Source organism: Pseudomonas sp. WS 5010, assembly GCF_012985565.1.
Lineage (GTDB): Bacteria > Pseudomonadota > Gammaproteobacteria > Pseudomonadales > Pseudomonadaceae > Aquipseudomonas.
Window position 1 is genome coordinate 327,705 of sequence record NZ_JAAQWQ010000003.1, and the last position, 19,127, is coordinate 346,831.

Consider the following 19,127-nt stretch of genomic DNA (forward strand, 5'->3'; position numbering starts at 1 on the left):
GTCACCGAGGTTACCGCCGTTGTGGGTCATCAGGTAAGGCTTATGGCATCTGTACTTCAATCACGCCATCGGCGCTCATGCTGACCTGGCTGGTGCCGGCTTCGACTTCAGGTGTCGGCGCCGAATCCATTGCCGCCGCCTTCATCATCATGCCGCCATTTCGCGCGTACGGCATTGGGTAGCCGTTGGTGTTGAAGTTCAGGTTAACGATCTTGTAGCCCTTGCCGCCGAGTGCATCGGTGGCCAGTTGGGCGCGGGCCTTGAACGCGGCGACCGCATCCTTGAGCAGGGCATCTTCGCTGGCCTTGCGGGTTGGGTCGGCAATGGCGAAGTCCATATTGTCCATTTTCAGGGTGTTGAGCAGCTCGCCGGTGAGCTTGGACAGCGCCGGGAAGTCCGCGCTTTCCAGGCGCAGTTCGGCGCGCTCGCGCCAGCCGGTGATCTTCTGGTTCTTGTTGTCGTAGATCGGATAGCTGTTGCGGCTGCCCTGGCGCAGGGTCACGCCTTTTACTTCGCGAGCCTCGCCCAACGCCTTGTTCATGATGGTCGTGACTTCGGCGGCGAGCTTGGCCGGGTCGGTGTTTTGCGACTCGGTGTAGAGAGTGACGATCATCTTGTCACGGGCCACTTCCTGGCTGACTTCGGCCCGCAGGGAAATCTGGTTGTAGTGCAGTTGATCGGCGGCCAGCGCAGGCAGGCTGGCTACGCTGCCAACGCTGAGGGCAATAAGGGCGGCACTGCGAGTGAAACGTGACATGGAAGCTCCTTGAGGGTGATCGTGTTCGGTAAGACTGTAGACGGGCGATTGGGGTTCGGCGGGTTACAAATTCTCTACATCTGGGTACGATGCCGACGAACGGTAAAATCCGCCTTGACCCTTCATATAAGCCATGACCTGCGTCAAAGGGCCACACACGCGCTGCCTGTACTGTCGCTTCGTTTATACTTGCTGCGATCCGCCTGGAGCGCTCATCAGGAGAGCTCATGCTCGCCCCCGTAAAACTGACTTCCGCCACTCGCCAGAACCTCTGGCGCCTGACGTTTATCCGCACCCTGGTGCTGGCCGCACAGGCCGGTTCCGTCGGGCTCGCCTATTGGTTTGAACTGCTGCCGCTGCCTTGGCTGCAACTGTGGGTGACCCTGGCCTTTTCCACGGTGCTGTGTGTGTTCACCGCCATCCGGCTGCGCACCACCTGGCCAGTGACCGAGCTTGAGTACGCCCTGCAACTGGCCTGCGACCTGTTTATCCACAGTGTGTTGCTGTATTTCTCCGGTGGTTCCACCAACCCCTTCGTTTCCTATTACCTGGTACCGCTGACCATCGCCGCCGTGACCTTGCCGTGGCGCTATTCGGTGATCCTGTCGGGGATTGCCCTGGCGCTGTACACCTTGTTGCTGGCGCAGTTCTATCCCCTGGAAACCTTCCCGATCGCCCGGGAAAACCTGCAGATCTACGGCATGTGGCTGAGCTTCGCGCTGTCGGCGGCGGTGATCACGTTTTTTGCCGCGCGCATGGCCGAAGAACTGCGGCGCCAGGAAGAACTGCGCGCTATCCGCCGTGAAGAAGGCCTGCGCGACCAGCAACTGCTGGCAGTGGCGACCCAGGCCGCAGGCGCGGCCCATGAACTGGGCACGCCGCTGGCAACCATGAGCGTGCTGATCAAGGAAATGCGCCAGGACCATCACGACCCGGCCTTGCAGGACGACCTCAGCGTGCTGCAGGAACAGGTCAAGCAGTGCAAGCAAACCCTGCAGCAACTGGTGCGCGCCGCTGAAGCCAACCGGCGCCTGGCGGTGGATATGCAAGACGTCACCCAGTGGCTGGACGAAGCCCTGAACCGCTGGCACTTGATGCGGCCCGAAGCCAGTTACCGTTTCCACCTGCTGGGGCAGGGCGCAGTGCCGCGCATGGCGCCACCACCGGATTTGACCCAGGCGTTGTTGAACCTGTTGAACAATGCAGCCGACGCCTGCCCGGAAGGGCTGGAAGTGCAGCTGGACTGGGATTGGGAAAACCTCACCATCAGCATTCGCGACCACGGTGCCGGTGTGCCGTTGGCCATTGCCGAGCAGATCGGCAAGCCATTCTTTACCACCAAGGGCAAAGGCTTCGGCCTGGGCCTGTTCTTGAGCAAGGCCAGCGTGACCCGTGCTGGCGGCTCGGTGAAACTTTACCCCCATGAGGAAGGCGGCACGCTCACCGAGCTGCGCCTGCCCCGTGCTGCACGAGGAGACATCGATGAGTGACGAGATCCAAGTCGAAGGCGAAGAACTGCCGCACCTGTTGCTGGTAGATGACGATGCCACCTTTACCCGCGTGATGGCGCGAGCCATGAGCCGTCGCGGGTTTCGCGTCAGCACCGCAGGTTCCGCCGAAGAAGGCCTGACCATCGCCCAGGCCGACCTGCCGGACTACGCGGCACTGGACCTGAAAATGGACGGGGACTCGGGCCTGGTGCTGTTGCCCAAGTTGCTGGAGCTGGACCCGGAAATGCGCGTGCTGATCCTCACCGGGTACTCGAGCATTGCCACTGCGGTCGAGGCGATCAAGCGCGGCGCCTGCAACTACCTGTGCAAGCCGGCGGACGCCGATGATGTGCTGGCCGCCTTGCTCTCCGAGCATGCCGACCTCGACACCCTCGTGCCGGAGAACCCGATGTCGGTGGACCGCCTGCAGTGGGAGCACATCCAGCGCGTGCTGACCGAGCATGAAGGCAACATTTCGGCCACTGCCCGCGCCCTGGGCATGCATCGCCGGACCTTGCAGCGCAAGTTGCAGAAGCGTCCGGTACGGCGCTGAACTACGGTGAGTGGGCTTGTGTGGGAGCGGGCTTGCTCGCGAAGGCGGAATGTCAGTCAAGTCTTTAATAACTGACACTGCGCCTTCGCGAGCAAGCCCGCTCCCACATGGGATCTCCATTGTTCTGCCGATCCAGTTCCAACAAAAAGCCCGGCTGATCATCGATCAGCCGGGCTTTTTGTATGGTTTGAAAACGCCTTACTTTTTCAAGCCGTAATGCTCATCCAGCATGCCGGGGGCGTTCGGCGTTTTTGGCGCGTAGTCCCGCGGCGGTTCCTGGTTTTCCCGCGGCGGGGTCAGGCGTTCCCGTGGGGTTTGCGTGGCATCGGAATGCAGCGCGGCCAGCAGGCGCTGACGGGTGATGTCGTCCAGGGCCAGGCGGTTGGCGCCATCGGCGAGGTGATCCTGTACTTCCTGGTAGCTTTGGGTGAGCTTCTTGACCAGGGTCGCGGTGCTGTTGAAGTGGGTAACAACCTCGTTCTGATAACTGTCAAAACGTTCCTGAATGTCATCCAGCTGACGCTGCGTGCGGTTAGGCGCGGCATTCGGCAGCAGGCGAGCAACCAGGAATCCAATGGCGACACCGGCAACCAGGGCAAGAGTCGGCAACAACCAAACTAAGAGCGAGTGTTCCACGAGTCCTTCCTCTATAAACGGCTTTGCTTTACGTTAACGGCTCGGACCTGCGCTGTATACCGCGATTAAGCTCGCAATGATGCCATGCACAGACTTTTAGCTAGACGAGTCGACCCCTTGAGAGGTCACGGAGTTCATTCCTTGCTCATGCGTGAAACCCCCGTTTTGATCGATGGCCCGCTAGGCCAATTGGAAGCCTTGTACCTGGATCACCCCGAGCCGCGTGGCCTGGCGCTGATCTGCCACCCCAACCCGGTGCAGGGTGGGACCATGCTCAATAAAGTCGTATCGACCCTGCAACGCACCGCCCGCGACGCCGGTTTGATTACTTTGCGTTTCAATTACCGTGGCGTGGGTGCCAGTGCCGGTACCCATGACATGGCCACCGGTGAAGTGGACGATGCCGAAGCTGCCGTCAGTTGGCTGCGTGAAAAACACCCGGACCTGCCCATCACCTTGCTGGGTTTCTCGTTCGGTGGATTTGTGGCCGCAAGCCTGGGCGGGCGCCTGGAAGCCAAGGGCGAAAAACTCGCGCACCTGTTCATGGTCGCTCCGGCCGTCATGCGTTTGCGTGATGAGGACCAGCTTCCACAGGGCTGCCCGCTGACCGTGATCCAGCCGCAAACCGACGAAGTGGTCGACCCGCAACTGGTCTACGACTGGTCCGCGGCCCTCAAACGCCCCCATGAGCTGCTGAAAGTGGCAGAATGCGGGCACTTTTTTCATGGCAAGCTCACCGATCTCAAGGATCTGGTGCTGCCGCGCCTTTCGAATTGATAGCAGTCTGATAAGCGATTACCCATGACGACTCGTACCCGTATCCTCACCGGCATCACCACCACCGGCACCCCGCACCTGGGCAACTACGCCGGTGCCATCCGCCCGGCGATCCTCGCCAGCCAGGATGCCAATGCCGATTCGTTCTACTTCCTGGCCGACTACCATGCCCTGATCAAGTGTGATGACCCGCAGCGCATCCAGCGCTCGCGCATGGAAATCGCCGCGACCTGGCTGGCTGGTGGCCTGGATGTGAACCGGGTGACGTTCTACCGCCAGTCCGACATCCCGGAAATTCCCGAGCTGACCTGGCTGCTCACCTGCGTCGCGGCCAAGGGCCTGCTCAACCGCGCCCACGCCTACAAGGCCTCGGTGGACAAGAACCTGGAAAACGGCGAAGACCCGGATGCCGGGATCAGCATGGGCCTGTACAGCTATCCGGTATTGATGGCGGCGGACATCCTGATGTTCAACGCGCACAAGGTGCCGGTCGGCCGCGACCAGATCCAGCACGTGGAAATGGCCCGTGATATCGGCCAGCGTTTCAACCACCTGTTTGGCAAGGGCAGGGAGTTTTTCACCATGCCCGAGGCGTTGATCGAAGAAAGCGTCGCCACCTTGCCGGGCCTGGATGGGCGCAAGATGTCGAAAAGCTATGACAACACCATCCCGTTGTTCACCAGCGCCAAGGACATGAAGGACGCGATCTCGCGGATCGTCACCGACTCCCGTGCGCCGGGTGAAGCCAAGGATCCGGACAACTCGCACCTGTTCACTCTGTACCAGGCGTTCGCCACGCCTGAACAGGAGCAGCAACTGCGCAGCGAACTGCTCGATGGCCTGGGTTGGGGTGAGGCGAAGAGCCGCCTGTTCCAACTGCTGGACGGCCAGTTGGGCGAAGCCCGCGAGCGTTACCATCAATTGATGGCGCGTCCTTCGGACATGGAAGACTTGCTGCTGATCGGCGCCACGAAGGCCCGCGCCGTTGCCGGTCCATTCCTGCAAGAACTGCGTGAGGCGGTAGGCCTGCGCTCGTTCGTCAACCAGGCCCCCGAGGCTGCCAGCACCAAGAAGAAGGCCGTCAAGGCTGCGCGTTTTGTCAGCTTTCGTGAAGACGACGGCAGTTTCCGTTTCCGCCTGCTGGCGGCCGACGGCGAACAACTGTTGTTGTCGCGCAACTTCGCAGATGGCAAGGCGGCGGGCGCTGTCACCAAGCAGTTGCAATCCGGCCAGGCGCTGGATGTGCGCAGCGAGGCCCTTGGTTTTACGGTGTGGCTCGACGGCGCGTGTATCGCCGACAGCCCGGCCTTTGCCGATAGCGCTGCGCGGGATGCCGCCATCGAAGCTGTGCGCGTGGCGTTGACCCCAATCGAAGACTGACCCGACCAAGGGTTGATTGCCATTATCCGGGGCCGTCGTTACAGTGACGGCCCGTTTTTGTTGCCTTGCTAACGAAATTATGACGCCCCTAGAACGATATCAAGCTGATCTGAAGCGCCCCGACTTCTTCCATGATGCTGCCCAGGAAACGGCGGTGCGCCACTTGCAGCGCCTGTACGAAGACCTGGTCGCCTCTTCCCAGAGCAAGCCGGGGATGCTCAGCAAGCTGTTTGGCAAGAAAGACCAGACGCCGGTCAAGGGCTTGTACTTCTGGGGCGGCGTGGGTCGCGGCAAGACTTACCTGGTCGACACCTTCTTCGAAGCGCTGCCGTTCAAGGAAAAGTCACGCACTCACTTCCACCGCTTCATGAAGCGCGTGCACGAAGAGATGAAGACCCTGCACGGCGAGAAGAACCCGCTGACTATCATCGCCAAGCGCTTTTCCCAAGAGGCGCGGGTGATTTGTTTCGATGAGTTCTTCGTGTCCGATATCACCGACGCGATGATTCTCGGCACCCTGATGGAGGAGTTGTTCAAGAACGGCGTGACCCTGGTCGCCACCTCGAACATCGTGCCGGACGGCCTGTACAAGGACGGCCTGCAGCGCGCGCGCTTCCTGCCGGCCATCGCCCTGATCAAGCAGCACACCGATATCGTCAACGTCGACAGCGGCGTCGACTACCGCCTGCGTCACCTTGAGCAAGCCGAGCTGTTCCACTTCCCCCTGGACGACGCGGCCCACGAAAGCCTGCGCAAGAGCTTCCGCGCGCTGACCCCGGAATGCACCCAGGCGGTGGAAAACGATAAGTTGATGATCGAAAATCGCCAGATCATTGCCCTGCGTACTTGCGATGACGTGGCCTGGTTCGACTTCCGCGAACTGTGCGACGGCCCGCGCAGCCAGAACGACTACATCGAACTGGGCAAGATCTTTCACGCCGTGATCTTGAGTGGCGTCGAGCAAATGAGCGTCACCACCGACGACATCGCCCGGCGCTTTATCAACATGGTCGATGAATTCTATGACCGGAACGTCAAGCTGATCATCTCGGCTGAAGTCGAACTCAAGGACCTCTACACCGGTGGGCGCTTGAACTTCGAGTTCCAACGGACCTTGAGCCGCTTGCTGGAGATGCAGTCCCACGAATTCCTGGCGCGGGCGCACAAGCCCTGACAAAAAGGCCTGCAGCGATGCAGGCCTTTTTGTATGCGCTGCGGGCAGCAATGAAGATCAATTGTGGGAGCTGGCTTGCCTGCGATAGCGGTGTATCAGCCAGCTCATCAGTGACTGACTTGCCGCCATCGCAGGCAAGCCAGCTCCCACAGTCGATTGCATGTGGCCTTACTCAGGCGGCCTGCTGGAATTGCTGGCGATACTGGTTCGGCGACAACTCCGTGTGCTGCCTGAACAGCCGCGCAAAGAAGCTCGCATCGTCATACCCCACCTCATAGCTGATGGTCTTGATGCTCTTGCGGCTGCCCGACAGCAAGCCCTTGGCCGTCTCGATCCGCAGCCGTTGCAGGTAATGCAACGGCTTGTCGCCGGTAGCCGTCTGGAACCTTCGCATAAAGTTGCGGATGCTCATGCCGTGTTCGCGGGCCACGTCTTCAAAGCGGAATTTGTCGGCGAAGTGCTCCTCAAGCCAATGCTGGATCTGCAGGATGATTACGTCCTGGTGCAGCTTCTGCCCGCCAAAACCGATGCGCCCCGGCGCGTAGTTGCGCTGCACTTCGTAGAGAATGTCGCGGGCCACGGCCTGGGCGATGTTGGCGCCGCAGAAACGCTCGATCAGATAGATATACAGATCGCAGGCCGACGTGGTGCCGCCGGCGCAGTACAGGTTGTCGGCGTCGGTCAGATGCTTGTCCTGATTGAGCTGGACCTTGGGGAAGCGTTCGCTGAAGGCGTTGAAGAAGCGCCAGTAGGTGGTCGCCTCCTTGCCATCGAGCAGGCCGGCTTCGGCGAGCCAGAACACCCCGGTGGCCTCACCGCATAGCACCGCCCCCCGGGCATGCTGCTCGCGCAGCCATGGCAGGATCTGCGGGTAACGTCTGCTCAGGGCGTCGAAGTCGTCCCAGAACGCCGGCAGCACAATGATGTCGGCGTTTTCCAGGCCACCGTCCACCGGCATGATCACATCGCTGAAGCTGCATACCGATTGCCCGTCGGGGCTTACCAGGCGGGTTTCAAAGGCCGGCGTGAGGCCCAGGCCCTGTTGTTTGCCGTAACGCAGGCTGGCGAGGTGGAAGAAATCCTTGGCTTGCATGAGGGTAGAAGCAAACACCCGATCAATGGCCAAAATGCTGACGCGCCGCAAGGGCGTGGAGACGAGGCTAGACATAATTTCGATTATTCTTATAGGGGAAAGTGGTCAACTAACGGCTGGATCGTCTTATTTTTTGTCGCATGTGTCCAGTGTCCCGTGACGTCCGTGCAGCTTAGGCTCTGTGATCTTGTTTTTGTCTGACAATCGACGCAGGTGACTCATGATTCCCAGAACCTTGTTCAGCTCCGAGCACGAACTCTTCCGTCAGAGCGTGCGCACCTTCCTCGAAAAAGACGCGGTGCCGTTCCATGCGCAATGGGAGAAGCAGGGCCATATTGACCGCGCCCTGTGGAGCAAGGCGGGGGAGGCGGGGATGCTCTGCTCCCACCTGCCGGAAGAATACGGAGGCCTGGGCGCGGACTTTCTCTACAGCACCGTGGTGATCGAAGAGATCGGCCGTTTGGGCCTGACCGGGATTGGCTTCTCCCTGCACTCGGACATTGTTGCGCCGTACATCCTGCATTACGGCAGTGAGGCGCTGAAGCACAGGTACCTACCCAAGCTCGTTTCCGGGGAGATGGTCACGGCCATTGCCATGACTGAGCCGGGCGCCGGGTCGGACCTGCAAGGGGTCAAGACCACCGCCGTGCTGGATGGCGATGAGTATGTGATCAACGGCTCCAAAACTTTTATTACCAATGGTTTCCTGGCGGACCTGGTGATCGTGGTCGCCAAGACCGACCCCAAGGCCGGCGCCAAGGGCACCAGCCTGTTTCTGGTGGAGGCCGATACGCCGGGCTTTGACAAGGGCAAGCGTCTGGAGAAGGTGGGGATGAAGGCCCAGGACACCTCCGAGCTGTTCTTCCAGGACGTGCGGGTGCCCAAGGAGAACCTGCTGGGCCAGGCGGGGATGGGTTTTGCCTACCTGATGCAGGAACTGCCCCAGGAGCGCCTGACCGTGGCGATTGGCGCCCTGGCCTCGGCCGAAGCGGCGTTGCAATGGACCCTGGACTACACCCGCGAGCGCAAGGCGTTTGGCAAGGCGATTGCTGACTTCCAGAACACCCGCTTCAAGCTGGCGGAGATCGCCACCGAGGTGCAGATCGGCCGGGTATTCGTCGACAAGTGCCTGGAACAGCATCTGCAAGGCAAGCTGGATGTGCCGACGGCGGCGATGGCCAAATACTGGACTACTGACTTGCAATGCAAGGTGCTCGACGAGTGCGTGCAGTTACACGGCGGCTACGGTTACATGTGGGAATACCCGATTGCCCGGGCCTGGGCGGATGCGCGGGTGCAGCGTATTTATGCGGGGACCAATGAAATCATGAAGGAGATCATTGCGCGGGCGCTTTGAATCGTTGGTGCTGCTATCGCCGGCAAGCCGGCTCCTACAGGGGAATGGGTTCCAAATGTAGGGGCCGGCTTGCCGGCTATGGCGTTCTAGAGATCAATCAAGGCGCAGGATTGGGATGATCCTTCTGAATCGCCTCGATCCCCTCCAGCACCTCTTTCGACAGCTTCAGGTCAGCACTGGCGATGTTGCTGTCCAACTGCGCAAGCGTCGTCGCCCCAATGATATTGCTGGTCACAAACGGCTGTTGCGTGACAAACGCCAGGGCCATCTGCGCCGGGTCCAGGCCGTGCTCGCGGGCCAGGGCCACATAGCGGCTGCACGCAGCTTCCGATTGCGGGTTGAAGTAGCGGCTGAAGCGGCTGTACAGGCTCAAGCGGCCCTTGGCCGGCCGTGCGCCGCCTTCGTACTTGCCGCTGAGCATGCCGAACGCCAACGGCGAGTACGCCAGCAAGCCACATTGTTCACGGATGGCAATCTCCGCCAGGCCCACCTCAAAGCTGCGGTTGAGCAGGTTGTAGGGGTTCTGGATCGACACCGCGCGGGTCCAGCCACGGGCCTCGGCCAGGGCCAGGAACTTCATGGTGCCCCACGGCGTTTCATTGGACAGGCCGATATGGCGGATCTTGCCGGCCTTGACCTGCTCGTCGAGGGCTTCGAGGGTTTCTTCAAGTGGCGTCAGGTCGGGTTCTTCCTGGTGCTTGTAGCTCAGTTGGCCGAAGAAGTTGGTGCTGCGTTCCGGCCAGTGCAACTGGTACAGGTCGATCCAGTCGGTCTGCAGGCGCTTGAGGCTCGCGTCCAGGGCGTCGATGATGTGTTTGCGGTTGTGCTTGAGCTGGCCGTCGCGGATGTAGTCGATGGTGTTGCCGGGCCCGGCGATCTTGCTGGCGAGGATCCAGTCGGCGCGGTCGCCACGGCTCTTGAAGTAATTGCCGATGTAGCGCTCGGTGGTGGCGTAGGTGTCGGCCTTGGGCGGCACCGGGTACATTTCTGCGGTATCGAGGAAGTTGATCCCTGCGCCTTTGGCCCGCTCAATCTGGGCGAAGGCCTCTGCCTCGGTGTTCTGCTCGCCCCAGGTCATGGTCCCGAGGCAGATCGTGCTTACGTTCAGATCGGTCCGGCCCAGCTTTCGATAATCCATCGGGTACTCCTTTGGGGAAAACAATCATAAAAGCAGGTTGAATTTTTTTTCGCAATCTGCATAATTGCCCACCTCTTTCTGCAGTGGAAGTGATGCGCCGCCTGCCGAAGAATCTTGCCGTTGAACGGACGCGCTGACCCGAGCCCCCGATAGCGTCTGTATCCGGCTGCCTTTGACTTGTCAAAGTACGCACTATTCAGTAAGATCCGCCGTCTAATTTACAGGGCGGCCCCTGAGGCTATTAAAGAATGACAACTTTTACTGCAAAACCGGAAACAGTTCAGCGCGACTGGTTTGTCGTCGACGCCGCTGGTCAGACCCTGGGTCGTCTGGCCACTGAAGTCGCCAGCCGTCTGCGTGGCAAGCACAAGCCTGAGTACACCCCTCACGTCGATACCGGTGACTACATCGTGATCATCAACGCTGAGCAGGTTCGTGTAACCGGCAACAAAGCAAGCGACAAAATGTACTACCGTCACTCCGGTTTCCCAGGCGGTATCAAGTCTTCGAACTTCGAAGGCCTGATTGCCAAGAAGCCTGAAGCCCCGATCGAGATCGCGGTTAAAGGTATGCTGCCGAAGGGCCCACTGGGTCGCGACATGTATCGCAAGCTGAAAGTCTATGCGGGCGCTGCTCACCCTCATGCTGCTCAGCAGCCCCAAGAACTGAAGTTTTAACGGAATAGTTCATTATGTCGGCGACTCAAAATTACGGCACTGGCCGTCGCAAAACCGCAACCGCACGCGTTTTCCTGCGTCCGGGCACTGGTAACATCTCGATCAACAACCGCACTCTGGACAACTTCTTCGGCCGCGAAACTGCCCGCATGGTAGTTCGTCAGCCGCTGGAACTGACCGAGACCGTTGAAAAGTTCGACATCTACGTCACCGTTATCGGTGGCGGTGTAAGTGGTCAAGCTGGCGCAATCCGCCACGGTATCACTCGCGCTCTGATGCAGTACGACGAAACCCTGCGCGGCGCTCTGCGCAAAGCTGGCTTCGTGACTCGCGATGCCCGTGAAGTTGAACGTAAGAAAGTCGGTCTGCGTAAAGCGCGTAAGCGTCCGCAGTACTCGAAGCGTTAATTCGCTTTACGTTCCACAAAAACGCCCAGCCTCCTCACGGAGCTGGGCGTTTTTTATTGCCCGCGTTTTATGCGGGTTTTTTCTGTGTGACAACTTGCCACATCCGTAGACCCCCTATACTACAAGGCTTGGAAGCTAGGCTGCGGGTAATTACCTTGTCAGAGGTGGGGCTTTTCATTACCATTCGGCAAAATTTTTATAAGTTCAGATTTAATACTTAGTAGACGCCTGATTTAACAGGCCAAAAAGCTGATGGGAGAGGACTGAATGAGCAATGACGGCGTGAATGCAGGCCGGCGTCGCTTCTTGGTAGCAGCCACATCCGTGGTGGGTGCTGCAGGAGCGGTGGGGGCTGCGGTCCCGTTCGTGGGGTCATGGTTTCCCAGTGCCAAGGCGAAAGCCGCAGGTGCACCGGTGAAGGTGAATGTCAGCAAGATCGAGCCAGGCCAGCAGATGATTGCTGAATGGCGCGGCCAGCCAGTATTCATCGTTCGTCGTACCGAGGAAATCCTGGGGAATCTGAAGAAGATCGAGGGCCAGTTGTCTGACCCCGAGTCCAAGAATTCCGACCAACCCGCCTACGCCCAAAACGAAGTGCGTTCGATCAAGCCAGAGATTCTGTTGCTGGTCGGTCTTTGCACACACCTGGGTTGCTCGCCGACCTTCCGCCCGGAAGTCGCGCCAGTGGACCTGGGCAAGGACTGGGTCGGTGGCTATTTCTGCCCTTGCCACGGTTCCCACTACGACCTGGCCGGTCGCGTCTACAAGTCCCAGCCTGCTCCGTTGAACCTGCCGGTTCCGCCGCACAACTACGAATCTGACGACGTTATTGTCATTGGTGTCGATAAGGAGAGCGCGTAATGAGCAAGTTCATGGATTGGGTGGATGCGCGCTTCCCCGCTACCAAAATGTGGGAAGACCATCTCAGCAAGTATTACGCGCCGAAGAACTTCAACTTCTTCTACTTCTTTGGTTCCCTGGCATTGCTGGTACTGGTCAACCAGATCGTTACCGGTGTCTGGCTGACCATGAGCTACACCCCGTCGGCGGAAGAAGCGTTTGCCTCCGTCGAATACATCATGCGCGACGTCGAGTACGGCTCGATCCTGCGCCTGCTGCACTCCACCGGCGCTTCGGCGTTCTTTATCGTGGTCTATCTGCACATGTTCCGTGGCTTGCTCTACGGCTCGTACCAGAAGCCGCGTGAGTTGGTATGGGTGTTCGGCATGCTGATTTACCTGGCGCTGATGGCAGAGGCCTTCATGGGCTACCTGCTGCCGTGGGGCCAGATGTCCTACTGGGGCGCCCAGGTGATCATCTCGCTGTTTGGTGCGATCCCGGTCATCGGTAACGACCTGACGCAGTGGATCCGTGGTGACTACCTGATCTCCGGGATTACCCTGAACCGCTTCTTTGCCCTGCATGTGGTGGCCTTGCCGATCGTGATTCTCGGCCTGGTGGTGCTGCACATCCTGGCGCTGCACGAAGTGGGTTCGAACAACCCGGACGGCGTGGATATCAAGAAGCACAAGGACGAGAACGGCATTCCGCTGGACGGCATTCCATTCCACCCTTACTACACCGTGAAAGATATCGTCGGCGTAGTGGTGTTCCTGTTCGTGTTCTGCTCGATTGTGTTCTTCTTCCCGGAAATGGGCGGCTATTTCCTCGAAAAGCCGAACTTCGAACAGGCCAACGCATTCAAGACCCCGGAACACATTGCCCCGGTCTGGTACTTCACGCCGTTCTACGCCATTTTGCGGGCAATCCCCGACAAGCTCATGGGCGTGATCGCCATGGGTGCGGCCATCGCCGTGCTGTTCGTGTTGCCATGGCTCGACCGTAGCCCGGTCAAGTCCATGCGCTACAAGGGTTGGCTGAGCAAGATCTGGCTGTGGGTGTTCTGCATTTCGTTCGTGATCCTGGGTGTGTTGGGCGTACTGGCGCCGACCCCAGAGCGCACGTTGCTGTCGCAGGTCTGCACCTTCCTGTACTTCGCCTACTTCATTCTGATGCCGTTCTACACCCGGCTCGAGAAGACAAAACCGGTTCCGGAAAGGGTGACTGGCTGATGAAAAAATTATTCGCTGCATTGATTCTTGCTGCCCTGCCGGTATTGGCCTTCGCGGCCGAGCACGGCGCAGAGCTGGAAAAAGTCGACATCGACGTTTCTGACAAGGCCGCCATGCAAGACGGCGCCCGTACGTTCGCCAACTACTGCATGGGCTGCCACAGTGCCAAGTTCCAGCGTTACGAGCGGGTTGCCGATGACCTGGGTATCCCCCATGAGCTGATGCTCAAGAACCTGGTGTTCACCGGTGCCAAGATTGGCGACCACATGAACATCGGCATGCAACCGGCCGACGCCAAGGCCTGGTTCGGGGCTGCGCCGCCCGACCTGACCCTGGTAGCGCGCGTACGTGGCACCGACTGGCTGTACGGCTACCTGAAATCGTTCTACGAAGACCCTACACGTCCCTGGGGCGTGAACAACAAGGTCTTCCCGAACGTCGGTATGCCTAACGTGCTGGTCGGCCTGCAAGGGCGCCAGGTGGTAGGATGCAAGCAGGTTCAAGTCGTGGAAAACGGCAAGAAGCAATATGACCCGCTGACCGGCACGCCGTTGACCCATGAGGCCTGTGATCAACTGACCATCGTGCCCAAGAGCGGTGCGCTGAACGAGGAGCAGTTCGACGAGAAGGTCAAGAACCTGGTGACCTTCCTGGCGTACTCCGCCAACCCGGTCAAACTGGAGCATCAACGCATCGGTACCTATGTGTTGCTGTACCTGGCTTTCTTCTTCGTATTCGCTTATTTGCTCAAGCGTGAATACTGGAAGGATGTGCATTGATCCAACCTTAGGCAATTGCTGTTAATCTTGCGCGCCCAGCGACGTCTCTGAACGGGTAACGCTCTGGTTGATCCAGGTGTTACGAGAGATGCTTTCTGGGCGCGCTCGTTTTTGAGCTTTCGATAATTTCAACAAGCGAGGAGGACCGCCATGGGCGTGACCAACCGGTTGGCCTGTTACTCCGACCCCGCCGACCACTATTCCCACCGAGTACGCATCGTACTCGCAGAGAAGGGTGTCAGCGCCGAGATCATCAGTGTGGAGGTGGGTCGTCATCCGCCGAAACTGATCGAAGTGAACCCTTACGGCAGCTTGCCCACCCTGGTCGATCGTGACCTGGCGTTGTGGGAGTCAACCGTGGTGATGGAATATCTGGATGAGCGTTACCCCCATCCACCTTTGCTGCCGGTGTATCCGGTGGCGCGTGCCAACAGCCGCCTGCTGATCCATCGGATCCAGCGTGACTGGTGCGGGCTGGTGGATCTGATTCTGGATACACGCAGCAAAGAAGCTGCCCGTGTGCAGGCGCGCAAGGAATTGCGCGAGAGCCTGACCGGGGTTTCGCCGCTGTTCGCCGACAAACCTTTTTTCCTCAGTGAGGAACAAAGCCTGGTGGATTGCTGCCTATTACCCATACTCTGGCGTTTGCCGATTCTGGGCATTGAACTGCCGCGGCCTGCCAAGCCGCTGCTTGATTACATGGAGCGCCAGTTTGCGCGTGAGGCTTTCCAGGCAAGTCTGTCTGGCGTCGAACGTGATATGCGCTAAGGCTTAAGGAGCCGTTGATGAACTCCAGTCGACCTTACCTGGTCCGCGCGCTCTACGAGTGGATTGTGGACAACGATTGCACCCCGCACATGCTGGTCAATTCCGAGTTTCCTGCGGTGCAGGTACCACAAGGTTTTGCCAGTGACGGACAGATTGTCCTGAACGTTTCGCCCAGTGCCGTACGCCAACTGCACATGGACAATGAAGCGGTCAGCTTTGAAGGGCGTTTTGGTGGGGTACCCCATACGCTCTATGTGCCCATCGGCGCGATCCTGGGGATTTATGCCCGGGAAAATGGCCAGGGCATGGTGTTTGATCTGGAGTCGTCCCTTGAAGACGACGAAGCGATTGAAATTGAAGATGATCTGCCGCCACCTGATTCCGAGCCACCGCGCCCTAGCGGCCGGCCGAGCTTGAAAGTGGTGAAGTGACAAAACATGCGCCTGTGGGCATGTGTTGAAAGTGCCCCGGCTTAGGCTGGGGCATTTTTTTGCGCGCGATAAGCTTTGGGCAAATCATCCAGAGCGGTGATCGTACAACCCGCTTGGGCTATGATGCCCCTTTGAATCATCGAGATAGTTGCCTGCCCATGGAAAACCCCAGCACAGCCCCGCGTCTTCCCCGCAAGCGCCGTAGCCTTGCCCAGGAACTGGTCACGGTGTTGTCCGAGCAGATCCGCGATGGTCAGCTCAAGCGTGGCGACAAGCTGCCCACCGAGTCAGCGATCATGGAAGCCCATGGGGTCAGCCGCACGGTGGTGCGCGAGGCAATCTCGCGGCTTCAGGCAGCTGGGCAGGTGGAAACCCGGCATGGCATCGGCACCTTTGTGCTGGATACGCCGAGCCCCAGCGGGTTTCGCATTGATCCGGCGACCGTGGTCACGCTGCGTGATGTACTGGCGATCCTCGAGTTGCGCATCAGCCTGGAAGTAGAGTCCGCCGGCCTCGCGGCCCAGCGTCGCAATGACGAACAGCTGGCAGCAATGCGCGCAGCCCTCGATGCGTTGAATGAAAGTGCGGCGCACGCCAGCGATGCAGTGGCCTCGGACTTCCAGTTCCATCTGCAGATTGCCTTGTCCACCGGCAACCGCTACTTCACCGACATCATGACCCACCTGGGCACCAGCATTATCCCGCGCACCCGTCTGAACTCAGCGCGCCTGGCCCATGACGACCAGCAGCACTACATGAGCCGCCTGAGCCGTGAGCACGAAGAGATTTATGAGGCGATTGCCCGCCAGGATTCGGATGCGGCGCGGGCGGCGATGAGATTGCATTTGACTAATAGTCGAGAGCGGCTGCGCCAGGCTCATGAAGAGGCGCAGGCGCAGCGCGGATAATTCGATGCCTGCCAGGAAGGCATGTCACGCCAAGAAAAAGTCGATTTGGGTAACTTCACCATTGTTGATATGGAAGTTCTTGCCTAGGACCAGGGCCGGCGGGTCACCGTCAAGTTGAATGGTGTCACCAATATTGGGTAGGTCCACAGGATCGATGTTCTGCGTGGATGCCTTGGAATTATTGGATTTGGATTTAAATGTGCATTTTTTTTCGGTAGCCATGGTGTGCCTCACTGGTTGTGGATGAGTAAAGGGCCTCCAAGGTGACTGCACCTGCTGCATGTGCTGAGGTAACCCGGCGGTCGCACCCAATCTAGGGGCAGCGAGCCCGTCGCCGATACTGTCAGAATTCACAGTGACGACGAACGGTCCCCTGTGTGCGAGTCATCCGCTCACAGGGGAACTATGGCTACCTCAAGGCTGCGGCTTGTTCGGCTTGTAATCCTTAAGCAACAAATACGTACTCCACCCCCACCAATCATTGGTCCATTGCTTGTCGTTCAGGTTGTTGACGTCCTTGCGTCGCAACACCTTGTCGCCCTCAGCCTTGAACAGTGGCGAAAAGTTGTTCGCCGGGTTGTTCGCCGCATTCAGGTCCGGCACGTGCAGCGGTGCCTTGAACGTGGCCGGGGAGGGCGCGATACCGCTGATGTACGCGTCGAAGATCTCATCGGCCGAAGACTGCACCGCACGCTTGACCTGGGTGCGGTTGGCGGCGTCATTGCTATCGAAATAGCGTTTGTCGCCATAGGCATGCCACTCATCGCCCAGGGCATTGCGTACATTGAGCCCGAACTTGCTGTCTTCATCGTGCATAAAGCGGCTGATCAACGACCCCAGTTCACCCGGTGTCACCACGGCCGCCAGTTGTTTGCGTGGGACGCGCAGGTGCCCTGCGGAAAACAGGTCGGTCAAGAAGTGATCAGCAAAGCTGTTCATGGCGTAAGCCAGTTCCAATTGCTGGCCACTGCCGCTTTGGTGGGCCACGACCGCTTGTTGCAGGGCGGCGGTATGCCCGGCTAGGTAGGCAGACAGCGCCCATTCGCCGAAATGGTCGGCATTATCGGCCGCCAGCTTCAGGTAGCGCCCCAGGGGAACCATGGCTGAAACCACGCTGCCACCGCCAGTGATGCGGTTCCACTCTTCGGACAACGTATCTCCTAGTGCGTCGTAGGCCTCATGGGGTTGCTTGCCATCCTGTATGGCCTGCTTCACTGCGTTGATCTCTTTTTGCATGACTGCGAGGATTTTGCCCGCTTCCTCCCGTGACGCCGGCAAAGTCGCCAGCGAGTTAAACGCGGCGATGAAACGCTGCACACGCTCGGTGGGTGACGCACCGTCACTGATGGGCTGGCCGGGAATCCCGTAGAAATCGCCGCCCAGGGCAATGATCTGACCATAGGTCAGCGCCAGGCCGTTGGGCAGGTGCAGTTGGACTTTTGCCCCAGCAATTGCTGGCTCGCCCGGGACAAAACGCAGCAGGGTCTCGTCGCCAATGGCGGTGTGCTCGCCGCCTTCGAAGCGTAGGGCGGGGATAGGGTTTTCGGTGTTGATCGATTTTAGTTCTGACATGTTAGCTCCTTGCTATGTCGTATGAATCTTCCTTGATAACTGTATGTATATACAGTTGTCGCAAGCATAGAGGAATAATTTCCTACGTCAAGGCGCTCTCAATAACCGACCGCAAAACCCTGGCAAGCCGACGAAATAACATTGACGGATGATTTTATAGTTGTACGATGACGTACAACATTAACAACAACTGTTCATCGATAGTCTTTACCCAGGGTGTTCGAATAATGAATCCACAAGAACTGAAGTCCATCCTCTCCCACGGTCTGCTGTCTTTTCCGGTGACCGATTTCAGTGCTCAGGGCGATTTCAACCAGGCGGGCTATATCAAACGCCTGGAGTGGCTGGCCCCTTACGGCGCCACAGCCTTGTTCGCAGCGGGCGGCACCGGTGAGTTTTTCTCCCTGGCGGCCAGTGAATATTCCCAAGTGGTGAAAACCGCAGTGGATACCTGCGCCACCAGCGTGCCGATCCTCGCCGGTGTTGGCGGCTCCACTCGCCAGGCCATCGAGTACGCCCAGGAAGCCGAGCGCTTGGGGGCCAAGGGTCTGCTGCTGTTACCGCACTACCTGACCGAAGCCAGCCAGGACGGGGTTGCCGCCCACGTCGAAGCCGTGTGCAAGTCGGTAAAAATCGGCGTGGTGGTCTACAACCGCAACGTCTGCCGCCTGACCGCGCCGCTGCTTGAGCGCCTGGCCGAACGTTGCCCGAACCTGATTGGCTATAAGGATGGCCTGGGCGATATCGAGCTGATGGTGTCGATCCGCCGTCGCCTCGGTGATCGTTTCAGCTACCTGGGCGGGTTGCCGACCGCAGAGGTTTACGCCGCTGCCTACAAGGCCCTCGGCGTGCCGGTGTACTCCTCGGCGGTCTTCAACTTCATTCCTAAGACCGCAATGGACTTCTACCACGCGATTGCCCGGGAGGATCACGCCACCGTCGACAAGATCATCGACGACTTCTTCCTGCCTTACCTGGACATCCGTAACCGCAAGGCCGGCTACGCCGTAAGCATCGTCAAGGCGGGCGCAAAAATCGCCGGCTATGACGCAGGCCCGGTGCGCACCCCGCTCACCGATCTGTTGCCAGAAGAATACGAAGCCCTGGCCGCGCTGATCGACAAGCAAGGCGCGCAGTAACCCATTAATAAAGCCGCTG

The 19,127-nt window shown here is 59.2% G+C and carries 21 protein-coding genes; 15 read left to right on the forward strand and 6 right to left on the reverse strand.

Annotated features, from left to right (window positions below):
* Positions 1-40: 40 nt before the first annotated feature.
* Positions 41-757: an SIMPL domain-containing protein gene (locus tag HBO11_RS10395; RefSeq protein WP_099167563.1), complete on the reverse strand. Its 717-nt coding sequence runs from the start codon at positions 755-757 to the stop codon at positions 41-43.
* Positions 758-984: 227 nt separating this feature from the next.
* On the opposite strand from HBO11_RS10395, the gene HBO11_RS10400 reads away from it, so the two are divergent.
* A complete protein-coding gene (locus HBO11_RS10400) occupies positions 985-2,247 on the forward strand; it encodes an ATP-binding protein (RefSeq protein WP_169950955.1) in 1,263 nt (420 codons plus the stop codon).
* Positions 2,240-2,800 carry a response regulator transcription factor gene (locus HBO11_RS10405; protein WP_029291924.1) on the forward strand — a complete coding sequence of 187 codons (561 nt, stop codon included), beginning with the start codon at positions 2,240-2,242 and terminating at the stop codon, positions 2,798-2,800. Before HBO11_RS10400 ends, HBO11_RS10405 begins: the two co-directional genes overlap by 8 nt.
* A gap of 198 nt (positions 2,801-2,998) precedes the next feature.
* Here the strand turns inward: HBO11_RS10405 and HBO11_RS10410 are convergent, their stop codons facing one another.
* On the reverse strand, positions 2,999-3,436 hold the full coding sequence (locus tag HBO11_RS10410; RefSeq protein WP_169950954.1) for a DUF1043 family protein: 438 nt from the start codon (positions 3,434-3,436) through the stop codon (positions 2,999-3,001).
* 147 nt (positions 3,437-3,583) lie between these two features.
* On the opposite strand from HBO11_RS10410, the gene HBO11_RS10415 reads away from it, so the two are divergent.
* From HBO11_RS10415 to zapE, 3 genes are all read left to right on the forward strand, one after another.
* On the forward strand, positions 3,584-4,213 hold the full coding sequence (locus HBO11_RS10415) for an alpha/beta fold hydrolase (protein ID WP_169950952.1): 630 nt from the start codon (positions 3,584-3,586) through the stop codon (positions 4,211-4,213).
* Between the two features lie 24 nt (positions 4,214-4,237).
* Positions 4,238-5,593 (forward strand): tryptophan--tRNA ligase, encoded by a 1,356-nt coding sequence (locus tag HBO11_RS10420; protein WP_169950950.1) that lies wholly within the window; start codon positions 4,238-4,240, stop codon positions 5,591-5,593.
* A gap of 79 nt (positions 5,594-5,672) precedes the next feature.
* Entirely contained in the window at positions 5,673-6,767 is a 1,095-nt protein-coding gene (zapE, locus tag HBO11_RS10425; RefSeq protein WP_115129004.1) for a cell division protein ZapE, read from the forward strand.
* 172 nt (positions 6,768-6,939) lie between these two features.
* Here zapE and HBO11_RS10430 read toward each other — a convergent pair whose 3' ends face one another.
* Positions 6,940-7,860: a GlxA family transcriptional regulator gene (locus HBO11_RS10430; RefSeq protein ID WP_169951391.1), complete on the reverse strand. Its 921-nt coding sequence runs from the start codon at positions 7,858-7,860 to the stop codon at positions 6,940-6,942.
* Between the two features lie 220 nt (positions 7,861-8,080).
* Here HBO11_RS10430 and HBO11_RS10435 point away from each other — a divergent pair, with 220 nt between their 5' ends.
* Positions 8,081-9,217 carry an acyl-CoA dehydrogenase family protein gene (locus HBO11_RS10435; RefSeq protein ID WP_169950948.1) on the forward strand — a complete coding sequence of 379 codons (1,137 nt, stop codon included), beginning with the start codon at positions 8,081-8,083 and terminating at the stop codon, positions 9,215-9,217.
* Positions 9,218-9,314: 97 nt separating this feature from the next.
* Here the strand turns inward: HBO11_RS10435 and HBO11_RS10440 are convergent, their stop codons facing one another.
* Entirely contained in the window at positions 9,315-10,355 is a 1,041-nt protein-coding gene (locus tag HBO11_RS10440; protein WP_169950945.1) for an NADP(H)-dependent aldo-keto reductase, read from the reverse strand.
* Positions 10,356-10,603: 248 nt separating this feature from the next.
* On the opposite strand from HBO11_RS10440, the gene rplM reads away from it, so the two are divergent.
* The 8 genes from rplM (at position 10,604) to HBO11_RS10480 (ending at position 16,397) form a co-directional block, all read left to right on the forward strand.
* Complete coding sequence (rplM, locus tag HBO11_RS10445; RefSeq protein ID WP_029291908.1) at positions 10,604-11,032, forward strand: 50S ribosomal protein L13; 429 nt, start codon at positions 10,604-10,606, stop codon at positions 11,030-11,032.
* Between the two features lie 14 nt (positions 11,033-11,046).
* A complete protein-coding gene (gene rpsI / locus HBO11_RS10450) occupies positions 11,047-11,439 on the forward strand; it encodes a 30S ribosomal protein S9 (RefSeq protein WP_003171743.1) in 393 nt (130 codons plus the stop codon).
* Between the two features lie 267 nt (positions 11,440-11,706).
* Positions 11,707-12,300: a ubiquinol-cytochrome c reductase iron-sulfur subunit gene (gene petA / locus HBO11_RS10455; protein WP_038443372.1), complete on the forward strand. Its 594-nt coding sequence runs from the start codon at positions 11,707-11,709 to the stop codon at positions 12,298-12,300.
* A complete protein-coding gene (locus HBO11_RS10460) occupies positions 12,300-13,511 on the forward strand; it encodes a cytochrome bc complex cytochrome b subunit (RefSeq protein WP_003188526.1) in 1,212 nt (403 codons plus the stop codon). The genes petA and HBO11_RS10460 overlap by 1 nt, the downstream gene beginning before the upstream one ends.
* The gene (locus HBO11_RS10465) at positions 13,511-14,290 is read left to right on the forward strand and encodes a cytochrome c1 (RefSeq protein WP_169950943.1); all 780 of its coding nucleotides are present in this window, start codon (positions 13,511-13,513) and stop codon (positions 14,288-14,290) included. The genes HBO11_RS10460 and HBO11_RS10465 overlap by 1 nt, the downstream gene beginning before the upstream one ends.
* Before the next feature lie 150 nt (positions 14,291-14,440).
* The gene (locus tag HBO11_RS10470) at positions 14,441-15,058 is read left to right on the forward strand and encodes a glutathione S-transferase N-terminal domain-containing protein (protein ID WP_027604841.1); all 618 of its coding nucleotides are present in this window, start codon (positions 14,441-14,443) and stop codon (positions 15,056-15,058) included.
* A 17-nt stretch (positions 15,059-15,075) separates the two neighbouring features.
* Positions 15,076-15,489, forward strand: a complete 414-nt coding sequence (locus HBO11_RS10475; protein ID WP_057438071.1) for a ClpXP protease specificity-enhancing factor — start codon at positions 15,076-15,078, stop codon at positions 15,487-15,489.
* A gap of 158 nt (positions 15,490-15,647) precedes the next feature.
* On the forward strand, positions 15,648-16,397 hold the full coding sequence (locus HBO11_RS10480; protein ID WP_169950939.1) for a FadR/GntR family transcriptional regulator: 750 nt from the start codon (positions 15,648-15,650) through the stop codon (positions 16,395-16,397).
* 24 nt (positions 16,398-16,421) lie between these two features.
* On the opposite strand, the gene HBO11_RS10485 is transcribed toward HBO11_RS10480, so the two are convergent.
* Both HBO11_RS10485 and HBO11_RS10490 read right to left on the reverse strand, forming a co-directional pair.
* Positions 16,422-16,619, reverse strand: a complete 198-nt coding sequence (locus tag HBO11_RS10485; protein ID WP_169950937.1) for a hypothetical protein — start codon at positions 16,617-16,619, stop codon at positions 16,422-16,424.
* Between the two features lie 192 nt (positions 16,620-16,811).
* Positions 16,812-17,969: a phospholipase gene (locus HBO11_RS10490; RefSeq protein ID WP_169950935.1), complete on the reverse strand. Its 1,158-nt coding sequence runs from the start codon at positions 17,967-17,969 to the stop codon at positions 16,812-16,814.
* 227 nt (positions 17,970-18,196) lie between these two features.
* Here HBO11_RS10490 and kdgD point away from each other — a divergent pair, with 227 nt between their 5' ends.
* The gene (kdgD, locus tag HBO11_RS10495) at positions 18,197-19,108 is read left to right on the forward strand and encodes a 5-dehydro-4-deoxyglucarate dehydratase (protein WP_169950933.1); all 912 of its coding nucleotides are present in this window, start codon (positions 18,197-18,199) and stop codon (positions 19,106-19,108) included.
* Positions 19,109-19,127 lie beyond the last annotated feature (19 nt).

Excerpts from the sequence above, each read along its gene's own strand:
- HBO11_RS10395 (WP_099167563.1), bottom strand. The coding sequence starts at position 757 with ATGTCACGTTTCACTCGCAGTGCCGCCCTTATTGCCCTCAGCGTTGGC.
- HBO11_RS10400 (WP_169950955.1), top strand. The coding sequence starts at position 985 with ATGCTCGCCCCCGTAAAACTGACTTCCGCCACTCGCCAGAACCTCTGG.
- rplM (WP_029291908.1), top strand. The coding sequence starts at position 10,604 with ATGACAACTTTTACTGCAAAACCGGAAACAGTTCAGCGCGACTGGTTT.
- HBO11_RS10460 (WP_003188526.1), top strand. The coding sequence starts at position 12,300 with ATGAGCAAGTTCATGGATTGGGTGGATGCGCGCTTCCCCGCTACCAAA.
- zapE (WP_115129004.1), top strand. The coding sequence starts at position 5,673 with ATGACGCCCCTAGAACGATATCAAGCTGATCTGAAGCGCCCCGACTTC.
- HBO11_RS10430 (WP_169951391.1), bottom strand. The coding sequence starts at position 7,860 with ATGCAAGCCAAGGATTTCTTCCACCTCGCCAGCCTGCGTTACGGCAAA.
- HBO11_RS10405 (WP_029291924.1), top strand. The coding sequence starts at position 2,240 with ATGAGTGACGAGATCCAAGTCGAAGGCGAAGAACTGCCGCACCTGTTG.
- HBO11_RS10465 (WP_169950943.1), top strand. The coding sequence starts at position 13,511 with ATGAAAAAATTATTCGCTGCATTGATTCTTGCTGCCCTGCCGGTATTG.
- HBO11_RS10420 (WP_169950950.1), top strand. The coding sequence starts at position 4,238 with ATGACGACTCGTACCCGTATCCTCACCGGCATCACCACCACCGGCACC.
- rpsI (WP_003171743.1), top strand. The coding sequence starts at position 11,047 with ATGTCGGCGACTCAAAATTACGGCACTGGCCGTCGCAAAACCGCAACC.
- petA (WP_038443372.1), top strand. The coding sequence starts at position 11,707 with ATGAGCAATGACGGCGTGAATGCAGGCCGGCGTCGCTTCTTGGTAGCA.
- HBO11_RS10415 (WP_169950952.1), top strand. The coding sequence starts at position 3,584 with ATGCGTGAAACCCCCGTTTTGATCGATGGCCCGCTAGGCCAATTGGAA.
- HBO11_RS10490 (WP_169950935.1), bottom strand. The coding sequence starts at position 17,969 with ATGTCAGAACTAAAATCGATCAACACCGAAAACCCTATCCCCGCCCTA.
- HBO11_RS10485 (WP_169950937.1), bottom strand. The coding sequence starts at position 16,619 with ATGGCTACCGAAAAAAAATGCACATTTAAATCCAAATCCAATAATTCC.
- HBO11_RS10440 (WP_169950945.1), bottom strand. The coding sequence starts at position 10,355 with ATGGATTATCGAAAGCTGGGCCGGACCGATCTGAACGTAAGCACGATC.
- HBO11_RS10480 (WP_169950939.1), top strand. The coding sequence starts at position 15,648 with ATGGAAAACCCCAGCACAGCCCCGCGTCTTCCCCGCAAGCGCCGTAGC.
- kdgD (WP_169950933.1), top strand. The coding sequence starts at position 18,197 with ATGAATCCACAAGAACTGAAGTCCATCCTCTCCCACGGTCTGCTGTCT.
- HBO11_RS10470 (WP_027604841.1), top strand. The coding sequence starts at position 14,441 with ATGGGCGTGACCAACCGGTTGGCCTGTTACTCCGACCCCGCCGACCAC.
- HBO11_RS10435 (WP_169950948.1), top strand. The coding sequence starts at position 8,081 with ATGATTCCCAGAACCTTGTTCAGCTCCGAGCACGAACTCTTCCGTCAG.
- HBO11_RS10475 (WP_057438071.1), top strand. The coding sequence starts at position 15,076 with ATGAACTCCAGTCGACCTTACCTGGTCCGCGCGCTCTACGAGTGGATT.